The 18,659-nt window shown below is 70.4% G+C and carries 20 protein-coding genes and 1 riboswitch; of the genes, 8 read left to right on the top strand and 12 right to left on the bottom strand.

Annotated elements, in window-relative coordinates; translation table 11 throughout:
- Positions 1 to 108 precede the first annotated feature (108 nt).
- The 6 genes from AB0I66_RS30050 to AB0I66_RS30025 all read left to right on the top strand — a co-directional run bounded on the left by AB0I66_RS30050 (position 109) and on the right by AB0I66_RS30025 (position 3,855).
- Positions 109 to 282, top strand: coding sequence for a hypothetical protein (locus tag AB0I66_RS30050; RefSeq protein ID WP_363211069.1), 174 nt, complete (start codon positions 109 to 111; stop codon positions 280 to 282).
- Between the two features lie 168 nt (positions 283 to 450).
- On the top strand, positions 451 to 765 hold the full coding sequence (locus tag AB0I66_RS30045) for a hypothetical protein (protein WP_363211068.1): 315 nt from the start codon (positions 451 to 453) through the stop codon (positions 763 to 765).
- Positions 762 to 2,129 (top strand): hypothetical protein, encoded by a 1,368-nt coding sequence (locus tag AB0I66_RS30040; protein ID WP_363211067.1) that lies wholly within the window; start codon positions 762 to 764, stop codon positions 2,127 to 2,129. The genes AB0I66_RS30045 and AB0I66_RS30040 overlap by 4 nt, the downstream gene beginning before the upstream one ends.
- A gap of 12 nt (positions 2,130 to 2,141) precedes the next feature.
- Entirely contained in the window at positions 2,142 to 2,555 is a 414-nt protein-coding gene (locus AB0I66_RS30035) for a hypothetical protein (protein WP_363211066.1), read from the top strand.
- Positions 2,542 to 3,174 (top strand): hypothetical protein, encoded by a 633-nt coding sequence (locus AB0I66_RS30030; protein ID WP_363211065.1) that lies wholly within the window; start codon positions 2,542 to 2,544, stop codon positions 3,172 to 3,174. The genes AB0I66_RS30035 and AB0I66_RS30030 overlap by 14 nt, the downstream gene beginning before the upstream one ends.
- 42 nt (positions 3,175 to 3,216) lie before the next feature.
- Positions 3,217 to 3,855 carry a hypothetical protein gene (locus AB0I66_RS30025; RefSeq protein WP_363211064.1) on the top strand — a complete coding sequence of 213 codons (639 nt, stop codon included), beginning with the start codon at positions 3,217 to 3,219 and terminating at the stop codon, positions 3,853 to 3,855.
- Between the two features lie 89 nt (positions 3,856 to 3,944).
- Here AB0I66_RS30025 and AB0I66_RS30020 read toward each other — a convergent pair whose 3' ends face one another.
- A complete protein-coding gene (locus AB0I66_RS30020; protein ID WP_363211063.1) occupies positions 3,945 to 5,309 on the bottom strand; it encodes a peptidase C39 family protein in 1,365 nt (454 codons plus the stop codon).
- 206 nt (positions 5,310 to 5,515) lie between these two features.
- Between AB0I66_RS30020 and AB0I66_RS30015 the strand changes: the two genes are divergently transcribed.
- Positions 5,516 to 6,166, top strand: coding sequence for an AAA family ATPase (locus AB0I66_RS30015; protein WP_363211062.1), 651 nt, complete (start codon positions 5,516 to 5,518; stop codon positions 6,164 to 6,166).
- A gap of 434 nt (positions 6,167 to 6,600) precedes the next feature.
- Positions 6,601 to 8,472, top strand: coding sequence for an AAA family ATPase (locus tag AB0I66_RS30010; RefSeq protein ID WP_363211061.1), 1,872 nt, complete (start codon positions 6,601 to 6,603; stop codon positions 8,470 to 8,472).
- An 18-nt stretch (positions 8,473 to 8,490) separates the two neighbouring features.
- Here AB0I66_RS30010 and AB0I66_RS30005 read toward each other — a convergent pair whose 3' ends face one another.
- The 11 genes from AB0I66_RS30005 to AB0I66_RS29955 all read right to left on the bottom strand — a co-directional run bounded on the left by AB0I66_RS30005 (position 8,491) and on the right by AB0I66_RS29955 (position 18,621).
- Positions 8,491 to 9,579 carry a hemolysin family protein gene (locus AB0I66_RS30005; RefSeq protein WP_363211060.1) on the bottom strand — a complete coding sequence of 363 codons (1,089 nt, stop codon included), beginning with the start codon at positions 9,577 to 9,579 and terminating at the stop codon, positions 8,491 to 8,493.
- Positions 9,576 to 10,928, bottom strand: coding sequence for a hemolysin family protein (locus tag AB0I66_RS30000; protein WP_363211059.1), 1,353 nt, complete (start codon positions 10,926 to 10,928; stop codon positions 9,576 to 9,578). The genes AB0I66_RS30005 and AB0I66_RS30000 overlap by 4 nt, the downstream gene beginning before the upstream one ends.
- A gap of 198 nt (positions 10,929 to 11,126) precedes the next feature.
- The gene (locus AB0I66_RS29995) at positions 11,127 to 11,573 is read right to left on the bottom strand and encodes a PH domain-containing protein (RefSeq protein ID WP_363211058.1); all 447 of its coding nucleotides are present in this window, start codon (positions 11,571 to 11,573) and stop codon (positions 11,127 to 11,129) included.
- A 21-nt stretch (positions 11,574 to 11,594) separates the two neighbouring features.
- Positions 11,595 to 12,443, bottom strand: coding sequence for an ATP phosphoribosyltransferase (hisG, locus tag AB0I66_RS29990; RefSeq protein WP_363211057.1), 849 nt, complete (start codon positions 12,441 to 12,443; stop codon positions 11,595 to 11,597).
- A 52-nt stretch (positions 12,444 to 12,495) separates the two neighbouring features.
- A complete protein-coding gene (locus tag AB0I66_RS29985; RefSeq protein ID WP_055564821.1) occupies positions 12,496 to 12,768 on the bottom strand; it encodes a phosphoribosyl-ATP diphosphatase in 273 nt (90 codons plus the stop codon).
- Between the two features lie 35 nt (positions 12,769 to 12,803).
- Complete coding sequence (gene ribH / locus AB0I66_RS29980; RefSeq protein ID WP_363211056.1) at positions 12,804 to 13,289, bottom strand: 6,7-dimethyl-8-ribityllumazine synthase; 486 nt, start codon at positions 13,287 to 13,289, stop codon at positions 12,804 to 12,806.
- A 47-nt stretch (positions 13,290 to 13,336) separates the two neighbouring features.
- Positions 13,337 to 14,635, bottom strand: a complete 1,299-nt coding sequence (locus AB0I66_RS29975) for a bifunctional 3,4-dihydroxy-2-butanone-4-phosphate synthase/GTP cyclohydrolase II (RefSeq protein WP_363211055.1) — start codon at positions 14,633 to 14,635, stop codon at positions 13,337 to 13,339.
- Entirely contained in the window at positions 14,632 to 15,219 is a 588-nt protein-coding gene (locus AB0I66_RS29970; protein WP_363211160.1) for a nicotinamide mononucleotide transporter family protein, read from the bottom strand. Before AB0I66_RS29970 ends, AB0I66_RS29975 begins: the two co-directional genes overlap by 4 nt.
- Positions 15,220 to 15,275: 56 nt before the next feature.
- A complete protein-coding gene (locus tag AB0I66_RS29965; protein WP_363211054.1) occupies positions 15,276 to 15,917 on the bottom strand; it encodes a riboflavin synthase in 642 nt (213 codons plus the stop codon).
- Between the two features lies 1 nt (position 15,918).
- On the bottom strand, positions 15,919 to 17,040 hold the full coding sequence (gene ribD / locus AB0I66_RS29960; RefSeq protein ID WP_363211053.1) for a bifunctional diaminohydroxyphosphoribosylaminopyrimidine deaminase/5-amino-6-(5-phosphoribosylamino)uracil reductase RibD: 1,122 nt from the start codon (positions 17,038 to 17,040) through the stop codon (positions 15,919 to 15,921).
- A gap of 152 nt (positions 17,041 to 17,192) precedes the next feature.
- Positions 17,193 to 17,323, bottom strand: a riboswitch (FMN riboswitch).
- A gap of 122 nt (positions 17,324 to 17,445) precedes the next feature.
- Positions 17,446 to 18,621 carry an ROK family transcriptional regulator gene (locus AB0I66_RS29955; protein WP_363211052.1) on the bottom strand — a complete coding sequence of 392 codons (1,176 nt, stop codon included), beginning with the start codon at positions 18,619 to 18,621 and terminating at the stop codon, positions 17,446 to 17,448.
- Positions 18,622 to 18,659: the final 38 nt, after the last annotated feature.

The raw sequence follows: 18,659 nt of genomic DNA, 5'->3' as shown, positions 1-18,659 counted from the left end.
GGGGCATCCGTCGTCTGGCGGCGGCGTTCGTGTGAAGCGGCCTGTCGGACGCCCGGTCGACGGGGGGACCAGGCCTACGGTGGGTCCCCCGTCGAACTGGGAGGTCTCATGCCGGACCACGAGCAGAAACAGAAACGACCCGCGTTGCTGGGCACGGAGATGCGCGAGGCGACGCTGCCGGACGGCACCCAGGCGGTGATCGTCGTACAGGCCGGAACCTCCCAGACCGAGGTGGACGAAAAGGCGGCGCGGCTGCGCAGGGGCACGACTGAGGCGAAGTAGCCCGGCAAGCGACCGGTTGGCACGCAGACGGCCCTTCCCGTTGTCCGGGAGGGGCCGTCCGCATCGGTAATGATCGGGTAAACCTTGTCGGTTACCATCCCCAGGTCATGAACTGAACATGCTCTGCGGCCTGCCGCGTACAGCAGGCGGGCCACGGGAGGGAGAGCCTTGTCCGGCAGCAACCTCACGGTCGACTACGAGTTCCTGAGCGGTTGCGAACGCCAACTCAGTACTTTGCGCACGACGTTCAAGGACATCGAGAACCGTCGTGACGACATGGAGAAGCACTGGGGTGCCGGGAGCATCGCGGACGCCATGGGCGGATTCGTCGACAACTGGGACGACTACCGCACCAGGCTCATCGAAGGCCTGGAATCGACGGGCAAGCTCGTGGCGGAGACGAAGAAGTCGTTCGAGGCCCTGGACGTAGAACTCGCCAAGCAGACCAAGGGCAAGGGCAAAGGCGAGGGGAAGGGCCAGTGACCACTGCGGCATCGAAGCGCCGCCCCGTCGACTGGGACCCGCTGTGCGCGAGTGACCCCGTTCCCGGCGACCCGGAGGAGATCCGGGCAGAGGTCCGGCACATGGTCTCGGTCGCCGAGAAGCTGCGCACACAGGCGAAGAACCTCAAGACCATCTCGGACGAGGAGAGGCTCAAGGGGAAGTACGTCCAACGCCTGCGCGAGGACTCCGGCACGCTGGAGAAGCACATGCGGGAGGTGGCCTCACGGTACGAGCGGGTGCACGGGCACCTCACCAAGTGGGCCAACAAGCTCGAGGACCACCAGGACGACGCCGACCGGATCCTGCGCGAGGCCAAGGAGGCGCACGCGGAGGCCGAGCGGGAGAAGGCCAAGGACGCCGAGAAGGCGGACAAAGAAAAGGACCAGGACAAGAAGCCGAACTCGACGGCGAGCGGCGCTGATCAGGACCCGCTGCAGACGTACAGAACCCGCCTCGGCACCGTCACCGGGAACCGCGACAGCGACGCAAGCCACTACGCCGGCAAGATCAACGACGAGATCGACGATGTCATCGAGGACTCGTGGTGGGACGACGTCAAGGGCTGGGTCCATGACAACGCGGACATGATCAAGGCCTTCATCGACGTTCTCGGCTGGATCGCGACGGCGCTGGGCTTCTTGGCGCTGCTCATCCCCGGACTCAACCTGGTCATTCTTGGCATAGCGGCGCTCACGATCGGACTCAGACTCCTCCTGGTGGCATCCGGCGACGCCACCTGGACCGATGTCATCTTCGACGTCGTGGGCGGGCTGCTCGTGGTGGGCGGCCTCGGGGCCGCCGCGAAGCTCGCCAGTGGGGCCAAGGCCACCGCGGGCGCTGCTCAGGCCGCCCGGACCGCCGGCCTGAGCCGAGGGCTCAGCGGTGTGAAGGGCATCATGGACGACATGGGGCGGTTGATGACCAGACTGCCGGAAGGGGCAGGACGACAGGTCGTCGGTGCTGCCCGTAACGGCATACGCAAGTCCATCTCCCAGAACGTCGGCCTGGTGGCCAAGGGGCCGCTGAGGGTCAGCCCGCTCTCGACTCTGCTGCATCTCGGCGACAAGGAGATGGCGGGCATGGCGAAGATGTTGCAGGCGAACAAGGCCACGTTCCCGGCCGCCGCGGGGGCGGCCGCGGACAAGGCGTACAAGTCCTACCAGGTGGGTCTCGGCCTTGCCTGGACCGGCATGGGGATGGACGTCGCGGACAAGGCACTGGGCAAGAGCGACCTGACAAGCGTGACGGACGAGAAGTTCGGAACCGGCGAGAAGCCGTACAACGCGGGTTACTCGGACTGGAAGGACAACACCCTCAAGCCCGCCCCCGACACCCACTGGTAGCGAGGAACCACCATGGACCTGTACTCGGCGCAACGCATTGCCGAGGCCGAAGCCGCTCGTACCGGACTCGGCACCGGCCCCAACCGGCGGCTCCGGCTGACCCTGATCATCGGAATGCCCCTGTTCCTGCCGGTACTGGGGGTCATGATCCTGGTGCCGAAGTCGATGATGAACACCGTTCTTTACGTGTACGAGGCCGGAATCATCGGCTGCCTTCTGCACTACGTGTGGGTCTTCGTGAAGTACCCCCGCCACGCGGGCCGTCCGCCCTACCTGACCCGGGATCTCGCCATGGGCGGTGGCTTCTTCCTGCCCTCGATGTTCTTCGGTTTCTGGGCGGGCATGATCGCTGCCCCCGCGTGGGCGCTCTTCGTCGGCGTCGCCTACGCCCTGGAAGAGAGGCGGGAGCACCGTGGCCTCCGTTGAGCACCGCGAGGTCCCGACCGGCTTCAACCTGGTGCCGCCGCCCGGCTGGGACGTGATTCCGCTGCACTCGGGTACCGAGGAGGCGATGGACCGCATCGTCCGCAAGGCGATCGCGCAGCTGCCCGTCGGTTTCCCCAAGGACGACATCCCGAAGGCCCGGCTGAAGCTCACCCAGGAGATGAAGAAGGTCGTACGCCGGGCAAGCGCCAAAGGCGGCATGACCCTCTACCTCCCCACCGAACGGCTCCACGGCGTCGCGCTGCCCGTCTCGATCGTCGCCTCCGAACCGATCGAGATTCCGAGGGTCAGGCCCGAGAGCGGCCCGGAAGCGGTCATGCTGGCGCTCGCCTCCGAGACTCCGGGAGCCGAGGTGCGGGAGCTCGACGAGACCGCGGCGCTGCGCTCGGAGCGCGATGTACCCGCCGATCCCGCCCAGGGCGTCGACGTCGCGCACCGCCGGGTCGAGTACTTCGTGCCGGTTCCGGACAGCGTCCCCGACCAGTACCTCACGTTCTCCTTCAGCGCCCTGATCGCGCCCGGCTCGGACCCCGCCTTCTACGACACCCTCGTGGAGCTGTTCGACGCCGTCATGGGCACCTTCCGCTGGAGCTACAGCTGACGGCTGCATCCCCGCCCGCGCCCCCGACGAAAGAGACCGCTCATGTCCGAAGGCACCCTGTGGAGCGCCGACCTCGGTGAGCTTCACATCGACACGGATGCCAACAAGGGGCTCTGGGGTTATCTCTGGCTCCAGATCGACAAGAAGACGTTCAAGGTCTGGCTGGATGAGTCGCTGACCGACCTGGCCTCCAAACACGGCATCGAACTCACCCGCAAACTCCGCCGGTTCCACAAGAACTTCTACGAGCAGACCGTGGTGACCCTCCGGGACAAGCTGCAAGCCGACGAGGCGTTCATCTATCACCCGGTGCCGCTGACCTCCATGCCGCTGGTGATGCATGCCACCCGCATCCACTGCGAGGCTCTCGACGCGGCGTCCTGTGAAGGGCTCACCGCGCCCACCGTGCCGCATCCCGAGATCCCCGAGTGGCAGCAGCGGTCCGGCAGCGTCGCCTTCGCCTCGCCGTATCTGGGCGAGGACGGGGTGCGGGTCACGCGTTCCTACCCCGCGGACAGCACCATCATGATGACCTCCGTGACGTACCACTGGCACACCCCGCCCGGCCTCCCCGACGTCTGTCTGCGCGGGCACCACGACGATCCGGAAGTGATCGCCGCGGTCATGGAGCCGTTGGACGACTTCGCGCGGACGCTGCGGCTTCCCGGGGCAGCTCAGTAACCCGAAGGAACACGAAGGCCCCCTCCCCGCCGAGCGGAGAGGGGGCCTTTCGCTGTCACAGTGGGTGCCTCAGTGGATACCTGGATACCTCAGTGAATGCCCACCTCCGCCAGCGCCGCCTTCTGCTTCGCCGAGAGCTTCACCGGGAAGTACACGTAGCAGACGCCTCCCGTGCCGGAGACGACCTTCCCGGTGGAGTTGTAGCGCTTCGTGCGGAGCCAGATGTTCTCCCACTCGCGCCGCTTGTAGACCCGGCGCACCGCCTCGTTGCTCGGCGATGCGGGGTCGTTGGCGATCACGTCGCCCTTCGACGTGAAGCCGATCACCGTCATCAGGTGGCCCGCCGTGCCGTAACCCGCGCCCGTCAGCTCCTCCTTGAGGAACGACTGTGACGTTATGACCGGGATACCGACGGCGATCAGCGACTCCAGTTCGGTGAGCGAGGCGAGGCGGGTGACGACACCCTGCATGTCCTTGTACGTCGACGCGTAGGCCGCGTTGAAGGGCCAGTTGCCGCAGCCCGCGTACTGGTAGTCGAAGGTGTACCGGGCCGCGTGGCACACCTGCGGATCGGCGTAGGACGGGTCGACCCAGGCGAGGTCGGCGGCGGTCGGCTTGCGGCCCCAGAACTCTATGATCATCTGCGAGGAGGTCGGGCTGCACCAGGCCTCGCCGCCGTTGTCGTACTCCGGGTACTGGCCGACGTGGGTCTCCTGCGAGTAGCGCGGGACCTTCAGCTCCTTGGAGACCCCGGGCTTCGACGCCGGGACCGTGAAGCGGTCGGGGACGGCGGACGCCATGGCGCCGAGCCGCCACACCGTGGGGGTCTCGGTGGCGCCCGGCTTGCGGTACAGCGTCAGGCGCAGCTTGTACGAGACGAGGCGCAGGCCCGTCGTCGTGTCGTCGACGGCGAAGGTGTCCGTCCAGATGCTCGACTTCCCGTCGCTCTGGTCGTCGACCGACGTACGGCGGATGTCCTTCTCCTTGTCGTCGCCCGAGGCCCAGCGGCCGAGGACGTACCAAGGAGTCTTCGCCTTGTCCGAGTACGTTCCCTGGAGCTCCACCTGGAGCCACGTCCCGGTGGGTGTGCGGGCGTTCCAGGAGGCGACGACCTCCGTCGCGGGCACGGTCGGCCGGTGCACGGGCGAGGTCCACCGGGCGTACTCCCAGGTGGCGGTCTTGCCGGTGTGCGGGTCGGCGTAGTCGGTGCGGCCGGCGGCCTCGGCGATCTCCACGGCGGGGCGGGCTCCGGCGACGGCCCGGGTGCCTTCGGCGGTGCCGGCGCTCCAGTCGGCGTGCGACACCCAGAAGCGGTTGCTCACGGGCCGCTTCGCGCGCGGCGCGGGACGCGGGCCGCCCGATGCGAGTGCCGGGCTCGCGGTGGCGGCCAGCGCCGCCACGGCCGCGGCCGTGGTGAGGACGGTTCTGCGGGACATGTCATCAGCTCGGTCCATGGCGGGGACCCCCAATAGACGTGGGCTCCGGACGGGTCCGGAAGGGGCAGGTCAGGTGCACGGCGGTAGGCCAACTATGGCTGCTTCAAGCCGACTTCTGCCAGCGCTTCGACCACCACCGCGTCCGCCAATATTGGCCTCGACCACTGGCGTGAGCTGGGACGGCGCGCGGAGTGCCGGATTCCGCACCCGTACGCTTGCCCACGATGACCGCACACGCCACTCCCACTCCCCTGTCGCACGTCGCCGCGGAGCTGCGGCGCCTGCCGCCCTCGTGCGGCCCCGTCCGTCTCGTCGCCGTCGACGGGCACGCGGGCTCCGGCAAGTCCACCTTCGCCGACCGCCTCGCCGCCGCCCTGGGCGGCGCGCCCGTCGTGCGCCTCGACGACATCGCGAGCCACGACGCGCTGTTCGACTGGACGGAGCGGCTGCGGCGGCAGATCGTCCTGCCGCTCTCGCGCGGTGAGGCGGCGCGCTATGAGACGTACGACTGGCACGCGCGCCGCTTCGGTCCCGAGATCCGCACCGTGGCACCTGAGCCCGTGATCCTCGTCGAGGGGGTCGGTGCGGGCCGCCGCGCGCTGCGCCCGTTCCTGGCGCGGCTGCTGTGGATGGAGCTGCCACGCGATGAGGCCTGGGGCAGGGGGCGAAAGCGGGACGGGTCGGTCCAGAGCGACTTCTGGGACGGGTGGGAGCCCGCGGAGCGCCGGCACTTCGCGGAAGACCCTTCGCGCCCCTTCGCTCAGTCTTTGGTGCGACAGTGGCGAGAGGGATACGAGGTGCGGCAGGGACCGAATGAGACGCCTGCGCACAACCAAATCGTCACGCACAGTGAGGGACCAGAGGCGGTCAGCTGACCCTTGCTAAGAGCGCTCCCAGAAGTTCGCGCCAGTTTCCATGAGTGCCTCAACTCGGCTTGACCGAGGGCCCTTACAGGACTTACGTTCTGAATGTGCGGCCTTTCGGGGTCGCCCGCAGACTCGGAGCCCCCGGTTGTTCCCCCGTGATCGGGGGCTTCGTTCTGCCCTCCATCCTCGCATTCCGGACGCTGCGAGCCGCCTTTCGCTCACCCTCGGTGACGAAGAGGCTTACCTACACCTGCCTGATCCCGCGCTGCGGCACCCTACGGCCGAGTGCTCCCCCGCAGGTACGATGCCTTTCGGTGCGACTTACGGACGGCTGCTCTGCGCGCCGGTTCAACGTCCGTCCGCAGCACGGCGGTTCAACGAAGTTTGCCGACGGGCACCGGTCCGGCGGTACACAAACGGGGGCACGGTTTGTGGGGGACGTGATGGACTTCGACGCGGTGGGCTCACCCGCCCCGGCCGACCTCGCCTGGCTGAGGGGCGTCGACGCCTACACGATGGGCGCCTATCCGCAGGCGGAGGAGGAGTTCCGCGCGGCGGTGCGGATGGATCCGGGGATGGCCGACGGCTGGCTCGGGCTGCACGCGCTGCGCATCGACACGACGACGGCGCTGCTCCGGATGTTCCAGCACAGGGACAGGTTCGGGGAACAGCGAACCCGGCACGGGCGCACGCTCAACTCCTGGTACTGGCTGGGCTGGTGGGTGCAGCCCGTCCTGGAGAGCACGCGTGACCTGCTGCTCGCGCACGCCTCGCACTGGCTGGACGGACGTCATGTCCCGGAGCTCGACCGGGCGTTGGCCGGTCTGCCGCCGGTCGACGCCGATCCGCAGGTGCGCTTCCTGCACGCCTGCCGCTCCTATCTGGTCAAGGACTGGGAGCAGTTGGTCCGGCACACGGACTCGCTGATCGACGACGCGATGCTGGGCATCGAGGCCGGCCTCTTCGGAGGCATGGCCCGCGTACGCCTGGAGATGTACGGCCAGGCCGAGCCGCTGCTGTCCTCCGCCCTGATGCGCTGCCGCAGCGAGCAGCCGCAGCGCAAGGAGCTTCGCTACTGGCTGGCCCGCGCGCACGAGGGCACCGGACGTTCGGCGGCGGCCCTGCCGCTCTACCGCGCGGTGCACCGCGTCGACCCCTCCTTCATGGACACCTCCGCGCGGCTCGCGGCGATCTCCGAGGGCGACGGGTACGACGAGGTCACCGACCTGGCGGCGATCGCCCTGACCGGCTTCGGGCAGGACGTGATGGACGGCCCCGACGGCATCGATCCGCTCTTCGGCACGGAAGGCCGCGACCTGAAGGTCACCGAGCCCGAACTGCCGACCACCGGCGGCCCCGCCGAGACCGACTCGGTGCGCGAGAAGGCCGTGATCCCCATTCAGCCGGGGCTGCCGCAGCTGCCGCCCGGCCCCACCGACCCCGCGCTTCTGGAGGCCGCGCTCGCCGAGCTGGAGGGGATGGTCGGCCTCGAACCGGTCAAGCGGCAGGTCAAGGCGCTCTCGGCGCAGCTGAACATGGCGCGCCTGCGGGCCGCGCAGGGGCTTCCCGTGCAGCCGCCGAAACGACACTTCGTCTTCTCCGGCCCCTCCGGCACCGGCAAGACCACCGTGGCCCGCATCCTCGGGCGGGCGTTCTACGCCCTCGGCCTGCTCGGCGGCGACCACCTCGTGGAGGCACAGCGCGCCGATCTGGTCGGCGAGTATCTGGGCCAGACCGCCGTGAAGGCCAACGAACTGATCGACTCGGCGATCGGCGGCGTCCTCTTCGTCGACGAGGCCTACTCCCTGTCCAACTCCGGCTACGGCAAGGGCGACGCGTACGGCGACGAGGCCCTCCAGGTCCTGCTCAAGCGCGCCGAGGACAACCGCGACCACCTCGTCGTCATCCTCGCGGGCTACCCCGAGGGCATGGACCGCCTCCTGGCCGCCAACCCGGGGCTCTCGTCCCGCTTCACGACCCGCGTGGACTTCCCCTCGTACCGCCCCCTGGAGCTCACCTCCATCGGCGAGGTCCTGGCCGCCGACAACGGCGATGTCTGGGACGAGGAGGCGCTGGACGAGCTGCGCTCCATCAGCGGGCACGTCGTCGACCAGTCGTGGATCGACGAGCTGGGCAACGGCCGCTTCCTGCGCACGCTCTACGAGAAGAGCTGCGCCTATCGCGACCTGCGGCTCTCCGGCTATCCGGGCGAGCCGAGCCGCGACGATCTGTCGACCCTGCGGCTGCCCGACCTGATGCAGGCGTACGGCGAGGTGCTTTCGGGGCGGGGGCCGCAGGACCCGCCGAGGGTCTGAGGCCCCCGCCCCGCACGCTCACACCAGGGCGCCGTCCCGCGACTCCCGAGAGGTCTCCCGGGGCTTGCGCGGCACGGCGACCCGGTGCGCCGGGTCGCGGACCTCGCCGACCAGGAGTTCCAGTACGTCCTCCAGGGCGACCAGGCCGAGCACCTTGCCCGACGCGTCGGCGACCTGCGCCAGGTGCGTCGCGGCCCGGCGCATCACCGTCAGGGCGTCGTCCAGGGGGAGTTCGGCGCGCAGCGTCGTCATCGGGCGCCAGACCTGCTGCGGCACCGCTCGGTCCGTCTCGGCGCCGTCGGTGAGGTCGAGTACGTCCTTCACGTGGAGATAGCCCATGAAGGCGCCGTTCTCCGCGCAGACCGGGAAGCGGGAGTAGCCGGTGCGCCCGGTGATTTCGATGACCTGCGCCGGGGTGACCCCCGCGCCCACGGTCACCAGAGACGCCCGGTCGAGCAGGACGTCCGTGACCGGGCGCGAGCCCAGCTCCAGGGCGTCCTCCAGGCGCTCCTGCTCCTCGGGTTCGAGCAGTCCCGCCTGGCCCGAGTCACCGACGAGGCGGTTGAGCTGCTCACTGGTGAAGACGGCCTCGACCTCGTCCTTGGGCTCCACCCCGAAGAGCTTGAGCACGACGCGCGCGCACGCCCCGAGCGCCACCGTGACCGGACGGCAGAGGCGGGCGAAGGCGACGAGTCCGGGGCTGAACCAGAGCGCGGTCTTCTCCGGGGCGGCCATCGCGAGGTTCTTCGGGACCATCTCACCGACGACGAGGTGCAGGAAGACCACCACGGCGAGCGCGATGGCGTACCCGAGCGGATGGATCGCCCCTTCGGGGATGTGCGCCGCCTCGAAGACGGGTTCCAGGAGGTGCGCCACGGTCGGCTCGGCGACCGCGCCGAGCGTCAACGAGCACACGGTGATGCCGAACTGGGCCGCCGCCATCATCTGCGGCAGATTCTCCAGGCCGTAGAGGACCTGACGGGCCCGCTTGGTGCCAAGGGGCTCGATCTGGCTGCGGCGCACGGAGACGAGCGCGAACTCGGCCCCGACGAAGAAGCCGTTGGCGAGGACGAGGAGGAGGGCGAACAGGAGTTGGAGCACGCTCATCGGGCGGCCTCCGCCACGCTCAGGGTCTTCGCGGTCTCTGTTGCTTCCGGGGTCCGTACGAGCCGGACCCGCTCGGCGCGGTAGTGGTCGACCTGGCGCACCGCGAGCCGCCAGCCCGGGAGTTCGGCCCGGTCGCCGGGGGCGGGGATGCGGCCGAGCAGGTCGGCGACGAGCCCCGCCACGGTCTCGTACGGCCCCTCGGGGACGTCGAGCCCTATGCGCTGGAGCGTGTCGACGCGGCAGCTGCCGTCGGCCTCCCATGCGGGGCGGCCGTCCTCGGCCGGGGCCGCGGCGATCTCGGGCAGGTCGAGCAGGTCGTGCTCGTCGCGGACCTCGCCGACGAGCTCCTCGACGATGTCCTCCAGGGTGACCACGCCGGCCGTGCCGCCGTACTCGTCGACGACGACGGCGATCGGCTGCTGGCTGCGCAGCCGCTCCAGGAGCTGCTGCACGGGCAGCGTCTCCGGGACCAGGAGGGGCGCCTGCGCGATGCGGCCGACGGGTGCCCGCAGGCGCTCGTGGGCCGGGACCGCGAGGGCGTCCTTGAGGTGCACCATGCCCACGATCTCGTCGATCCGCTCCCGGTACACGGGAAAGCGGGAGAGCCCGGTGGCCCGGGTCAGGTTCACCACGTCCTCCGCGGTGGCCGACGTCTGCAGCGCGCTGACCTTCACCCGCGGGGTCATGACGTGCTGCGCGGTCAGCTCGCCCAGGGAGAGCGTGCGCACGAACAGGTCCGCCGTGTCCTGTTCGAGGGTGCCGGCCTGCGCCGAGTGCCGGGCGAGCGAGACCAGCTCACCGGGGGTGCGGGCCGAGGCCAGCTCGTCGGCGGGCTCGACGCCGAAGAGGCGTACGAGCCGGTTGGCCGTGGCGTTCAGGAGGGAGATCACGGGCCTGAAGGCACGCGCGAACACGTGCTGCGGGCCCGCGACGAACCGTGCGACCTGGAGCGGCTTGGAGACCGCCCAGTTCTTCGGGACGAGCTCGCCGATCACCATCTGGACGGCCGACGCCAGGAGCATGCCGACAACCACGGAGACGCCCGGTACGGCGCCTTCCGGGAGGCCGGTCGCCGTGACCGGGCCCGCGAGCAGATGCGCGAGGGCCGGTTCGGCGAGCATGCCGACCACGAGCGAGGTGATGGTGATGCCGAGCTGGGTGCCGGAGAGCTGAAAGGACAGCTCCTTGAGTGCGGCGACGACCGTACGGGCCCGTCGGTCACCTTCGGCTGCGGCCTTCTCGGCGTCCGGGCGCTCCACGGTGACGAGCCCGAACTCGGCGGCCACGAAGAAGCCGTTGGCGAGAATCAGCAGGAATGCCGCCCCGAGAAGCAGCAGGGAGGTGGTCATGCCGCCGCCTCCCTGGTGTGTCCAGTCCCGGTATGACGGGAGGGGGCGGCGCATGTACTACAGGACGAACCGTCCATCGCCGGAGGGAGTCACTCCTCGGGTAGCAGGAGCCCCTGTGGACCGGGCGGGCCCGACAGGGGCGGGGCGGCACACCATGCGTGCCCCGCCACCAGATTAATCAAGACCCGGCCCGAAGCGTCAGCCCTGCGGGCTGCGGGCGTCGGCGAGGGCGCGCAGCGCGCGGGCGTCGTCGATGGCCCGCTGCTTGGCGATGCCCGGCTGGATGCCCAGGGCGGGGAGGCTGGTGCCGTCGCTGAGGTTGAGGAACACCCACGGGTCGCCGGGGCGCAGGTTGACCTGGACGATCTCGGCCCAGGCGAGGCGCCTGCTGGTGGCGATGTTGACGACGGTCACGCCGGACTCGTCGGCGACGACCTTGGGCCTGCTCAGGAGCATCAGGACACCGAGGAGCAGTACGCCGGTGAAGATGAAGCTGAGCCGCTCCCCCGGGCTGAGACCCGGGATGAGCAGGGAGATCACCGTGAGGACCACCAGGATGGCGACGCCCGCGGTGAGCAGGACGGCCCGGGTCCGGCCGGGCCGGAAGGTGACGGGCAGGGCGGGGAGCGCGGGGTGCTCGGACATGAGGCGGGTTCTCCTGCCCGTTCAGAGGCGGCAGGCGTGGATGGCCGTGGTCAGGATGGCCCGCGCCCCGATGGCGTACAGGTCGTCCATGATCCGCTGCGCTTCCTTGGCCGGGACCATGGAGCGGACGGCGACCCAGCCCTCGTTGTGCAGGGGCGAGATCGTCGGCGACTCGAGGCCCGGGGTGAGGGCGACGGCCTGCTCCAGGTGCTCGGCACGGCAGTCGTAGTCCATCATCACGTACGACCGGGCGACCAGGACGCCCTGCAGGCGGCGCAGGAACTGCTGCACCTTGGGCTCGTCGGTGTCCGCGCCGGTGCGCCGGATGACGACCGCCTCGGACTTCATGATCGGCTCGCCGAACACCTCGAGGCCCGCGTTGCGCAGCGAGGTGCCGGTCTCCACGACGTCCGCGATGACCTGGGCGACACCCAGCTCGATGGCGGTCTCGACGGCGCCGTCCAGGTGGACGACGGAGGCGTCGATGCCGCTGTCCGCGAGGTGCTTGGCGACGATGCCCTCGTACGAGGTCGCGACCGTCTTGCCCGCGAGGTCCGCGATGGTGTTCGCGGTGCCCGGCTTGGCGGCGAAGCGGAAGGTGGAGCGGGCGAAGCCGAGCGGCAGGATCGTCTCGGCGTTGGCGCCCGAGTCGACGAGGAGGTCCTGACCGGTGATGCCGATGTCGAGCTTGCCGGCCGAGACATAGATCGCGATGTCCTTGGGCCGGAGGTAGAAGAACTCGACCTCGTTCTCGGGGTCGACGAGGACGAGCTCCTTGGACTCCTTGCGCTGCTGGTATCCGGCCTCATGGAGCATCGCCGACGCAGGTCCGGACAGTGAACCCTTGTTGGGGACGGCGATGCGCAGCATGAGGTCGGATTCCTTTGCGTGACGGGAGAGTGGGGCGGAGTGGGTGTACGGCTCAGAGGTGGGCGTACACGTCGTCGAGGGAGATGCCGCGGGCGACCATCATCACCTGCACGTGGTAGAGGAGCTGGGAGATCTCCTCGGCCGCGGCTTCCTTGCCCTCGTGCTCGGCGGCCATCCAGACTTCGGCGGCCTCCTCGACGACCTTCTTGCCGATGGCATGGACGCCCTTGTCGACCAGCTCGGCGGTGCGCGACGTGGCGGGGTCGCCGTTGGCGGCCTTGTGCTGGAGCTCGGTGAAGAGCTCCTCGAAAGTCTTCTTGGACATGATGTCGCTTACTTTACGCGGCTCCCCGGCCCCGCTCACCGCCAGGGTTCGGAGATCGTACGCAGCGTGGTCGCGGTGGCGACGGCCGCGGTGACCGCTTCGTGGCCCTTGTCCTCGCGGGAGCCCTCGATGCCCGCCCGGTCCAGGGCCTGCTCCTCGGTGTCGCAGGTGAGGACGCCGAAGCCGATGGGCACGCCGGTGTCCACCGTGACCTGGGTCAGGCCCTGCGTGACGCCCTGGCACACGTACTCGAAGTGCGGGGTCCCGCCGCGGATGACGACGCCGAGCGCCACGATCGCGTCGTAGCCACGGCCGGCCAGGACCTTGGCGACGACCGGCAGCTCGAAGCTGCCGGGTACGCGCAGGACGGTCGGCTCGCTGATGCCGAGCTCGTGCAGGGCGCGCAGGGCGCCGTCGACGAGGCCGTCCATGACCTTCTCGTGCCACTGGGCGGCGATCACCGCGACCCGCAGGTCTCCGCAGTTCTTCACGCTCAGTTCGGGTGCACCCTTGCCGCTCACGCGCTTCTCCTGGTTTCTCGTGTGCCGTGCTGCTCGTATGCCGGTACTTACTGATTGCCGCAGGCGGACACCTCAGGGGTGTCCAGCCAGGGCAGGTCGTGACCCATGCGGTCCCGCTTGGTGCGCAGGTACCGCAGGTTGTGCTCGCCCGCCGTGACCGCCATGGGCTCGCGTCCGGTGATCTTCAGGCCGTGCCGGATCACCGCGTCGGTCTTGTCGGGGTTGTTCGTCATCAGGCGCACGCTGCGGACGCCGAGGTCGTCCAGGATGCGCGCCCCCGCTCCGTAGTCCCGGGCGTCGGCGGGCAGGCCGAGTTCCAGGTTGGCGTCCAGGGTGTCGCTGCCGCGCTCCTGGAGCTCGTAGGCGCGCAGCTTGGAGAGCAGGCCGATGCCGCGCCCCTCGTGGCCGCGGAGGTAGACCACGATGCCGCGTCCCTCGTCCGTGATGCGCCGCATCGACGCCTCAAGCTGGGGGCCGCAGTCGCAGCGAAGGGAGTGGAAGACGTCGCCGGTCAGGCACTCGGAGTGCAGGCGGACCAGGACGTCGTCGCCCTCGCCGACCTCGCCGTGGACGAGGGCGACGTGCTCGACGCCGTCGACGGTGGAGCGGTAGCCGTACGCCGTGAACTCGCCGAAGGCGGTGGGGAGGTGGACCTCGGCCTCGCGGCGGACGGTCGGCTCGGAGCTGCCGCGGTATGCGATCAGGTCCTCGATGGAGATGATCGTCAGGCCGTGCTTGCGGGCGAACGGGATCAGTTCCGGCAGGCGGAGCATCGTGCCGTCCTCGCCCGCGATCTCGACGATCGCGCCGGCCGGGCGCAGGCCCGCGAGCCGCGCCAGGTCGACGGCGGCTTCGGTGTGGCCGTTGCGGACCAGGACGCCGCCGGTCTTGGCGCGCAGCGGGAAGATGTGTCCCGGGCGCACGAAGTCGGTGGGCTGATACGTGCCCGCGGCCAGCATCTGGAGCGTGGTGGCGCGGTCGGCGGCCGAGATTCCGGTGGTGACGCCGTGCGCGCCGCTCGCGTCGACGGAGACGGTGAAGGCCGTCCGCATCGACTCGGTGTTGTTCTCGACCATCTGCGGGAGCTGGAGGCGGTCCAGCTCCTCGCCCTCCATGGGCGCGCAGATCAGGCCGCGGCACTCGCTCATCATGAAGGCGATGATCTCGGGCGTGGCCTTCTCGGCCGCGATGACGAGGTCGCCCTCGTTCTCGCGGTCCTCGTCGTCGACGACCACGACGGGCCGTCCGGCGGCGATGTCGCGGATGGCCGCCTCGACGGGGTCGAGGGCCAGGTCGGAGGCGTCTTCTTCATGTCCCGTGCTGTACCAGACCGGTGCCGCGCTCATGCCGGGGCTCCTTCCATGACGGGCTGCGAGGACGCTGTGCGCGACCGCAGCCACCAGTCGCGCATGCCCCACAGGACGAGCGCGAGATAGATGACGTACACGAGGCCGGAGAAGGCCAGACCACTGCTGAACGCGAGGGGGACACCCACCACGTCGACCAGCAGCCAGGCGAACCAGAACTCGACCAGACCGCGGGCCTGGGCGACCATCGCCGCGAGGGTGCCGACGAAGATGTAGGCGTCGGGCCAGGGGTTCCAGGACAGGTCGGGCACGGCGGAGAAGAGGGCGCCGACCGCCAGGGTGCCGACTGCGGTGCCGCCGAGCAGCACCCCGCGCTCCTTCCAGGTGGCGAACCGAACGGCGATGGAGCCGTCCTGCGCCTGCTGCCTGCCGTTGGTCCACAGCCGCCAGCCCCACAGGGCGACGCCGATGACGAGCAGCTGCTTGCCGACGCCGCCGGAGAGCTGCGCGGAGGCGTAGGCGCCGACGAGGATGAGACCGGAGAGGAACTGGGCGGGCCACGTCCATATGGAGCGCCGCCAGCCGAGGGCGAGGGCGATCAGGCCGATGGTGTTGCCCACCATGTCGGACCAGATCACGTGCTGCCCGAAGGCCGTGAAGGCTTCGGAGTTGAGCCAGTTCACTTCGTGGCCTCCTGAGCGGGAGCGGGAGCGGCGGCAGCTGCGGCACCGACGCGGTCGCCGAGCATGCGCTCGACGTACTTGGCGATGACGTCCACCTCGAGGTTGACCGGGTCGCCGGGCTGCTTGATGCCGAGCGTGGTCAGGGCGAGGGTGGTGGGGATGAGGCTGATGGTGAAGTAGTCGATCCCGGCGTCGACCACCGTCAGGCTGACGCCGTCGACGGTGATGGAGCCCTTCTCGACCACGTAGCGGGAGAGGTCCGCGGGGAGCGAGACCTTGACGATCTCCCAGTTCTCGGAGGGCTTGCGCTCGACGATCTCGCCGGTACCGTCCACGTGCCCCTGCACGATGTGGCCGCCCAGGCGGTCGCCCACGGCGGTGGGCCGCTCCAGGTTGACCCGCGATCCGGCCGCGAGCGCGCCGAGGCTCGAACGGTTCAGGGTCTCGGCCATCACGTCGGCGGTGAACTCGTCGCCCTCGTGCTCCACGACCGTCAGACAGACGCCGTTGACCGCGATGGAGTCGCCGTGCTTGGCGCCCTCGGTGACGACGGGGCCACGGACGCGGAAGCGGGACGCGTCGTCCAGGTTCTCGACGGCGGTGATCTCGCCCAGCTCTTCGACGATTCCGGTGAACACTTCAGTGCTCCTTCGCTACGAGGGTCGCGGTGACGCGCAGATCGGGGCCGATGCGGACGGTCTCGCTCACGTCGAGCCGCAACGCTTCGGTGATGGTCGTGATTCCGCCGCCGGTGAGGGCGGCGGGGCCCGCGCCGAGCAGGACGGGGGCGAGGTAGGCGATGACGCGGTCGACGGCGCCCGCGGCGACGAAGGCTCCGGCGAGGGTCGGCCCGCCTTCGAGGAGGACGGCCCGTACCCCGCGCGTGTGGAGTTCGTCGAGGAGGGCGGGGATGTCCAACCCACCGTCCGCGCGCGGCAGTCGGACGGTCTGAGCCGTGCCTTCGGCGGTCACGTTGTCGGCGACCGCGACGAGCGTGGGCGCCGCGTCGTCCAGGACGCGGGCGCCGGGCGTCACCGCGGTGCCGTTCGTGTCGACGACGACGCGCAGCGGCTGGACGGCGCCCTCGATGCCCCGCACGGCGAGGTGCGGGTCGTCCGCGCGCTGGGTGCCTGAGCCGACGACCACCGCGTCGCACTCGGCGCGCAGCCGATGGACGTCGGCGCGGGCCTCGGCGGAGGTGATCCAGCGGCTGCTGCCGTCGGCGGCGGCGATGCGGCCGTCGAGCGTCGCCGCGTACTTCCAGGTGACGTGGGGGCGGCCGAGGCGTACGGAGGTGAGCCAGGCGGCGTTGCCCGCGGCGGCCTCGTCCTCCAGGAGGCCCGCCCGCACGTCGACCCCGGCGGTGCGCAGGCGCTGCGCACCGCCGGTCGCGGTGGGGTTCGGGTCGCCGACGGCGTAGACGACGCGGGCGATGCCGGCGTCGATGAGCGCCTGGGCGCAGGGGCCGGTGCGTCCGGTGTGGTTGCAGGGTTCGAGGGTGACCAGGGCGGTGGCGCCGCGGGCCTTCTCGCCGGCCGCGCGCAGGGCGTGGACCTCGGCGTGCGGGCCGCCGGCGCGCTGGTGGTGTCCCTCGCCGACGATCTCTCCGGCGGCGTCGACGATCACGCATCCGACGACCGGATTGGGGCTGGTGGAGCCGAGCCCGAGGGCGGCGAGCGAGATGGCACGGCGCATGGCGGCGAGCTCGTGCTCGTCCGCTGCTGTTGCGGGTGCGGTGGCCACCGGGTCCTCCTGCCTCATGGGGCACGGACTCCGGGGCCTGTCGATGACGACAGAATGTACGGACTGCGACACCGGGAGCGTCGCCGGAAACGAGACCTCTCCCCGGGAAACCCGAGAAAACGGGTATCCCAAAAACAAGCCACTCGGCGACGTGCACGAATGCCCGCCCGCCGCGCACTGCCTCCCATCCGGACTTTCACCGTCGGTCCAGGAGTTTCACCTGGTCAACCGACCGCTGGAGGCGGCCGGGTCGCGGACTATAACCGCCGGTTCGGAATTACACCGACCCCGGAGTGCGCTGCTTTTGGTACGAGGCCAGTGTGCCACGCCTGATCGGCGCCCATACGGGCGAACCCCTGTGGCCTGGCTCACAGCAGCCTGTGACAGACCTCTGACCGGCGGTGACGACCCCCGCATCGGGTCTCAGCCTCCGTGTCCGGGCCCCTGTCCCGGCCCGAAAAGGTCGTCCTGCGCGGCGTCCCGGGCAGCGAGCAGCGCGCCCCGCAGCACGGCCGCGCCGCCGAGCACGCTCGCGCGCACCTCGGTGTGCAGCGGGGACATGGCGGCGAGGCGCTCCGCCACCCGGGCGGCCAGCGCGTCGCCGCCCGCGCGGCCGACCTCACCGCCGAGGACGACGCAGCCGGGGTCGAGGATGGCGGCCATGGCGGCGGCGCCCACGGCGACACGGTCGGCGGCGGCGTCGAGGAAGGCCTCGGGGCCCGACTCCACCGCGCGGCGCACCATGTCCGCGGCCTCGCCCCCGGCCGCCATGCCGTGCTTCTCGCCGAGCTCGCGCAGGGCGGCGGCGCAGACCAGCGAGTGGAAGCCGCCTTCGCAGGACGTGGCGGAGGGCAGTACGTGTGTGCCGGGCACCGGCAGGAAGCCGATCTCCCCGGTGCCGCCGGACGCCCCCCGGCGCAAGGTCCCGTCGAGCACGACGGCGGCGCCGACGCCTTCGCCGAGCCACAGGAGGACGAACGTGTCGCGGTCGTGGGCGGCGCCGTCACGCTGCTCGGCGCGGGCGGCGAGGTTGGTCTCGTTCTCCACGAGCACGCGGGCCGGGAGCCGCTCCTGGAGCGCTCCGGCGAGGCGGCGGTGCCAGGCGGGCAGCGAGGTGGTGTCGCGCAGTTCGCCGGTGGCGGGGTCGATGAGGCCGGGGGCGCCGATCGCCACGGTGTGCAGCCGCTGGGCCCCGCCGTCCCGCGCGGTGCGCTCCACGAGGGCGACGGCACGTTCGACGGCGGGCCCGGTGCGGGTGTCGCCGCCGATGGGCGTGGAGGCCTCGGCGAGGACCGCGCCGAGCAGATCGGTGACCACGACGGAGAGGCCGTCGGTGCGTACGTCGACGGCCGCAAGGTGGGCCCGGTCGGCGACGATCCCGTACAGCCGGGCATTGGGCCCCCTGCGCCGGGCACCCGCCTCCCCCACGACGGCGATCAGGCCGGAGCCCTGGAGGCGCTCGACCAGGTCGGCGACCGAGGGCCGGGAGAGGCCGGTGAGCTGCTTCAACTGGTTGGCCGTCAGCGGTCCTTCGCGCTGCAGGAGCCCCAGGGCGAGCCGGTCGTTGATGGCCCGGGCGGTGCTCGGTGATGCGGGCATGCCGGGGATCCTTCCATAAAGCTGCTATTTATCAGGCA

It is taken from the genome of Streptomyces sp. NPDC050439 (assembly GCF_040655335.1).
GTDB lineage: Bacteria > Actinomycetota > Actinomycetes > Streptomycetales > Streptomycetaceae > Streptomyces.
Note: the sequence above shows the minus strand (reverse complement) of the source record. Positions and strands in the feature narration are given on the sequence as shown.

Excerpts from the sequence above, each read along its gene's own strand:
- AB0I66_RS29985 (WP_055564821.1), bottom strand. The coding sequence starts at position 12,768 with ATGTCCAAGAAGACTTTCGAGGAGCTCTTCACCGAGCTCCAGCACAAG.
- AB0I66_RS30050 (WP_363211069.1), top strand. The coding sequence starts at position 109 with ATGCCGGACCACGAGCAGAAACAGAAACGACCCGCGTTGCTGGGCACG.
- AB0I66_RS29995 (WP_363211058.1), bottom strand. The coding sequence starts at position 11,573 with ATGTCCGAGCACCCCGCGCTCCCCGCCCTGCCCGTCACCTTCCGGCCC.
- AB0I66_RS30020 (WP_363211063.1), bottom strand. The coding sequence starts at position 5,309 with ATGGACCGAGCTGATGACATGTCCCGCAGAACCGTCCTCACCACGGCC.
- AB0I66_RS30025 (WP_363211064.1), top strand. The coding sequence starts at position 3,217 with ATGTCCGAAGGCACCCTGTGGAGCGCCGACCTCGGTGAGCTTCACATC.
- ribD (WP_363211053.1), bottom strand. The coding sequence starts at position 17,040 with ATGAGGCAGGAGGACCCGGTGGCCACCGCACCCGCAACAGCAGCGGAC.
- AB0I66_RS29975 (WP_363211055.1), bottom strand. The coding sequence starts at position 14,635 with ATGAGCGCGGCACCGGTCTGGTACAGCACGGGACATGAAGAAGACGCC.
- AB0I66_RS30015 (WP_363211062.1), top strand. The coding sequence starts at position 5,516 with ATGACCGCACACGCCACTCCCACTCCCCTGTCGCACGTCGCCGCGGAG.
- AB0I66_RS30010 (WP_363211061.1), top strand. The coding sequence starts at position 6,601 with ATGGACTTCGACGCGGTGGGCTCACCCGCCCCGGCCGACCTCGCCTGG.
- AB0I66_RS29970 (WP_363211160.1), bottom strand. The coding sequence starts at position 15,219 with ATGGTGGGCAACACCATCGGCCTGATCGCCCTCGCCCTCGGCTGGCGG.
- AB0I66_RS30035 (WP_363211066.1), top strand. The coding sequence starts at position 2,142 with ATGGACCTGTACTCGGCGCAACGCATTGCCGAGGCCGAAGCCGCTCGT.
- AB0I66_RS30000 (WP_363211059.1), bottom strand. The coding sequence starts at position 10,928 with ATGACCACCTCCCTGCTGCTTCTCGGGGCGGCATTCCTGCTGATTCTC.
- AB0I66_RS30005 (WP_363211060.1), bottom strand. The coding sequence starts at position 9,579 with ATGAGCGTGCTCCAACTCCTGTTCGCCCTCCTCCTCGTCCTCGCCAAC.
- hisG (WP_363211057.1), bottom strand. The coding sequence starts at position 12,443 with ATGCTGCGCATCGCCGTCCCCAACAAGGGTTCACTGTCCGGACCTGCG.
- AB0I66_RS29955 (WP_363211052.1), bottom strand. The coding sequence starts at position 18,621 with ATGCCCGCATCACCGAGCACCGCCCGGGCCATCAACGACCGGCTCGCC.